Here is a 4,948-nt window from a genome sequence, read left to right as displayed (position 1 = left end):
TCGCGCCGTGGCGGCGGATCGCCGTGGTGCGGATCGCCGTCGCGGCGAATCACTGCCATGCCGGATCACTGCACGACTTGCACCTCGTCGCCCTTGTTCAGCTCGTCGAAGAACCGCTTCGCGGCGGTGGTGGACAAGTGCAGGCAGCCGTTGGACTCCTGCTGGAGGCTGCCCTCGTGGAAGGCGACGCCGGTGTTGGTGAAGAACACCGCGTTCGGCATCGGTGCGTTGTCGAACTCGCCGCTGCGGTGGTCGGCGTCCTTCCACTGCACCTGGAACACGCCGGTCGGCGTCTCGGCGCCCGCCTTACCGGAGGTGAGCGGCACCGGGCCGTAGTAGCCCGTGCCGTCCTTCTGCAACCACGCCTGCTTCGACGACAGGTCGACGCACGCCTTCGCGCTCGGTTGGCACGGGGTGACATCGCCGGCGTCGGCGTAGGCCGCGGCTCCGGTCAGCGCGCCGCCCGCGGCGAGTGCGGTCACCAGGGCCAGTCGCCCGGCGTGCTTGGTCAAGTTGCGCACGGTCGTTCACGTCCTTCCGGATCTTCGCTGTCACTCCACCGTGCCACAAGCACACGTGTTCGGTTTCGCTGCGGGGTCGGATTTCGCCCGATATCCGCAAAAAGATGACGTTGGTCCGGGAAAATCGGCCGCTGGCAACGGGTTCGCACCCACGGATGATCTAATTGCGTTTGCACGCAACGTGTTTGGCCGACTCCGGTGCTCCGCAGCTCAATCGCGCGGTCGCGCGACGGCAGCTCAATCGCGCGGTCGCGCGACGGCTGCGTAGCAAGCGGCCCGCGCAGGCTCGTACCCCGGCGACAGCGGCCCGTCCGGGCGCCAATCGGCCGGGTAGACCAACCCCGGATCCAGGTACTCGAAACCGCCCAGCAGCGCGTCGATCTCGCAGCGGCTGCGCAGCACCAGCTCGTCGGAGCTGCCCGCGTTGAACGTCTCGGCGGTGCGCCGGACCTCCGGGAAGTCGTCCGCGGTCATGTGCGAGGAGACCAGGAACGAGCCGGGAGCCATCGCCCGCCGGTAGGCCGCCACCGCCGCACCGGGCCGATCCGCGTCGTTGATGTAGTGCGTCATCGCCACCATCAGCACCGCCACCGGCTGCTCGAAGTCGAGCGCGGCCAGCGTGTCCGGGTGGTTGAGCACGTGCTCCGGATCCCGCATGTCGGCCTGCAGCACCGCGGTGTGGCGCTGACCGGCCAGCAGCGTCCGGCTGTAGGCCACCGCGACCGGATCCACGTCGACGTAGACCACGCGCGCCAGCGGATCGTCCCGCTGCGCGATCTCGTGCACGTTGCCCAGGGTCGGCATTCCCGAGCCCAGGTCCAGGAACTGCCGGATGCCCGCCTGCTGGCAGAACCGGACCGCGCGGCCGAGGAACGCGCGGTTGTCCACGGCGGGCTGCGGAGTCGGCGGGTAGATCTTCTTGATCGCGTCGAGCACTTCGCGGTCCACCGCGAAGTTGTGCGAACCGCCCAGCCCGTAGTCGTAGACGCGCGAAGCGCTGGACTTGGTGATGTCCGCGCCCCTGGGCAGCAGTGTCACGGCCGGCTCCTTCGCGGGGCCGGCCCCGGTGGGCGGCCCGATCGTGCGGAACGTGGCGCGGAGATCTTCGCCTGCCACGGTCGGCGCAACGATACCCACCGATCAGCGCAGGCAGAAGATTCACTTCCGGTGGAATCCGCTCGGCCGTCGAAGTGCTCGGAGATCGCCGAGCGGGTTCTGCGCGTCGAAGAACCACCGCGGACTCCCAGGCGTCGTCCCGCGCGGACAGCCGACGATCGGCAAGCTTCCGCAGCGAGACGGCGCCTGTTCTCCTACCGGACACCGCCGGGCGAACGAGCGGACCGGCGTCAGCCCAGTTCGACGATCAGGTCGCCACCTTCGACCTGCTGGACGGAACCGATCGCGAGGCGCTTGATCTGCCCGTCCTGCCCAGCGGTGATCGCCGCCTCCATCTTCATCGCCTCGATGGTGGCCACGGTCTGACCGGCCGAGACGCTGTCGCCCTCGGCCGCCGAGAGCGTGACCACCCCGGCGAACGGCGCCGGAACGTGCGCCGGATTGCCGCGGTCTGCCTTCTCCGCCACCGGCAGGTCGGTGGCCACCGAGCGGTCCCGCACCTGGATCGGCCGCAGCTGGCCGTTGAGCACCGCCATCACGGTGCGGATGCCGCGCTCGTCCGGGTCACTGATCGCCTCCAGACCGATGAGCAGCCGCACGCCCGGTTCCAGGTCGACCGAGTACTCCTCCCCCGGCCGCAGCCCGTAGAAGAAATCCTTGCTGCGCAACAGCGAAGTGTCGCCGTACGCCTCGCGGTGCTCGGTGAACTCCTTGGTGGGCTTGGCGAACAGCAGCTTGTTCAGCGTGTCGCGGCGGTTCTCCGCGAGCCCCTTCCGGTCCTCCTCGGTGAGTTCCGCGAGCTGGCGGCCCTGCGGGCGCCCCTCCAGCGCGCGGGTGCGGAACGGCTCCGGCCAGCCCGCGGGCGGCTCGCCGAGTTCGCCCTGCAGGAAGCCGATCACCGAGTCCGGGATGTCGAACCGGCGCGGATCGGCCTCGAAGTCCGCAGGGGCCACGCCCGCGCCGACCAGGTGCAGCGCCAGATCACCGACGACCTTCGAGGACGGGGTGACCTTCACCAGCCTGCCGAGGATGCGGTCGGCCGCGGCGTACATCGCCTCGATCTCTTCGAACTTGTCCCCGAGGCCGAGCGCGACGGCCTGGGTGCGCAGGTTCGACAGCTGCCCGCCGGGGATCTCGTGGCGGTAGACCCGGCCGGTCGGCGAGGCCAGCCCCGCCTCGAACGGCCGGTAGATCTTGCGCACCGACTCCCAGTACGGCTCCAGGTCGCACACCGCACCCAGGTCCAGCCCGGTCGCCCGCTCGGTGTGATCGGTGGCCGCCACCACCGACGAGAGCGCGGGCTGCGAAGTGGTGCCCGCCAGCGAGGCCGTCGCACCGTCCACGGCGTCCACCCCGGCCTGGATCGCGGCCAGGTACGTCGCCAGCTGCCCGCCCGGCGTGTCGTGCGTGTGCAGGTGCACCGGCAGGTCGAATTCGCTGCGCAGCGCGGTGACGAGCTTGGTGGCCGCGGGCGCGCGCAGCAGCCCGGCCATGTCCTTGATCGCCAGCACGTGCGCGCCCGCCTCGACGATCTGCTCGGCCAGGCGCAGGTAGTAGTCCAGCGTGTAGATGTTCTCGCCCGGGTCCGAGAGGTCGCCGGTGTAGCACAGCGCCACCTCGGCAACGGACTTGCCGGTGTCGCGCACCGCCTGGATCGCCGGGCGCATCTGCTCGATGTCGTTGAGCGCGTCGAAGATCCGGAAGATGTCGATGCCGGTGTCGGTGGCCTCCTGCACGAAGTGCTCGGTCACCTCGGTCGGGTAAGGCGTGTAGCCGACGGTGTTGCGCCCGCGCAGCAGCATCTGCAGGCAGATGTTCGGCGCCGCGTCGCGCAGCTTGGCCAGCCGCTCCCACGGGTCCTCGGCCAGGAACCGCAGCGCCACGTCGTAGGTCGCACCGCCCCAGCACTCCAGCGACAGCAGCTCGGGCGTCATCCGCGCGACGTGCGGCGCGACGGCGAGCAGGTCCTTGCTGCGCACCCGCGTCGCCAGCAGCGACTGGTGCGCGTCGCGGAAGGTGGTGTCGGTGACGCCGACCGCGTCGGATTCCCGCATCCAGCGCGCGAAGCCCTGCGGGCCGAGCTCGGTGAGCCGCTGCTTGGAGCCCTTCGGCACCGTCGTGGTCAGATCCACGTCCGGCAGCTTGAACACCGGGTCCGCGGCCGCGGGCCGCTCCCCGTTCGGCCGGTTCACCGTCACGTCCGCGAGGTAGTTCAGCAGCCGGGTGCCGCGGTCGGCGGAGTGCCGGGCGGTCAGCAGGTGCGGCCGCTGCTCGATGAACGAGGTGGTGACCCGGCCCGCCGCGAAGTCCTCGTCGTCCAGCACCGCCTGCAGGAACGGGATGTTCGTGGCCACCCCGCGGATGCGGAACTCCGCCACCGCGCGGCGCGCCCGCGCCACCGCGGTCGGGAAGTCCCTGCCGCGGCAGGAAAGCTTCACCAGCATCGAGTCGAAGTGCGCGCTGATGCTGGTGCCCGCGAACGCGGTGCCGCCGTCCAAGCGGATGCCCGCGCCGCCCGGCGAGCGGTAGGCGCTGATCATCCCGGTGTCCGGGCGGAACCCGTTGGTCGGGTCCTCGGTGGTGATCCGGCACTGCAGCGCCGCGCCGCGCAGCCGCATCGTCTCCTGGCTCATGCCCAGGTCGGCCAGCGTCTCGCCGGAGGCGATGCGCAGCTGGGACTGCACCAGGTCGGCGTCGGTGACCTCTTCGGTGACGGTGTGCTCGACCTGGATGCGCGGGTTCATCTCGATGAACACGTGCCTGCCCTGCTCGTCGACCAGGAACTCCACGGTCCCGGCGTTGACGTAGCCGATCTTGCGGGCGAACGCGACCGCGTCGGCGCAGATGCGCTCGCGCAGCTCGGGCTCGAGGTTCGGAGCCGGGGCGATCTCGATGACCTTCTGGTGCCGCCGCTGCACCGAGCAGTCCCGCTCGAACAGGTGCATCACGTTGCCCTCGTTGTCGGCGAGGATCTGCACCTCGATGTGCCGCGGGTTGACCACGGCCTGCTCCAGGATGACCGTCGGATCGCCGAAGGCCGCGTCGGCTTCGCGCATCGCGGCTTCCAGCGCCTCCCGCAGCGCGCCGAGCTCGTCGACCCGGCGCATCCCGCGGCCACCGCCGCCCGCGACGGCCTTGACGAACACGGGGAACTGCATGGACTCGGCCGCCGACGTCAGCTCGTCGATGTCCGCGGACGGAGCGGAGGAATCCAGCACCGGCACGCCCGCCTCGCGGGCCGCGGCCACCGCGGTGGCCTTGTTTCCGGTCATCTCCAGGATTTCGCGGCTGGGGCCGACGAACGTGATGCC

3 protein-coding genes are annotated in these 4,948 nt (G+C 70.6%); all 3 read right to left on the bottom strand.

What is annotated here, in order from left to right:
• Positions 1-65: 65 nt before the first annotated feature.
• A complete protein-coding gene (locus tag IJH84_RS29190; protein ID WP_200070208.1) occupies positions 66-512 on the bottom strand; it encodes a L,D-transpeptidase in 447 nt (148 codons plus the stop codon).
• Positions 513-758: 246 nt separating this feature from the next.
• Positions 759-1,559 (bottom strand): SAM-dependent methyltransferase, encoded by an 801-nt coding sequence (locus tag IJH84_RS29185; protein ID WP_295151309.1) that lies wholly within the window; start codon positions 1,557-1,559, stop codon positions 759-761.
• Between the two features lie 308 nt (positions 1,560-1,867).
• On the bottom strand, positions 1,868-4,948 hold a 3,081-nt coding region (locus IJH84_RS29180; protein WP_295151307.1), incomplete at its 5' end, for a pyruvate carboxylase.

The sequence above is a fragment of the Saccharopolyspora sp. genome, from assembly GCF_017434145.1.
GTDB lineage: Bacteria > Actinomycetota > Actinomycetes > Mycobacteriales > Pseudonocardiaceae > Saccharopolyspora_C > Saccharopolyspora_C galaxeae.
Note: the sequence above shows the minus strand (reverse complement) of the source record. Positions and strands in the feature narration are given on the sequence as shown.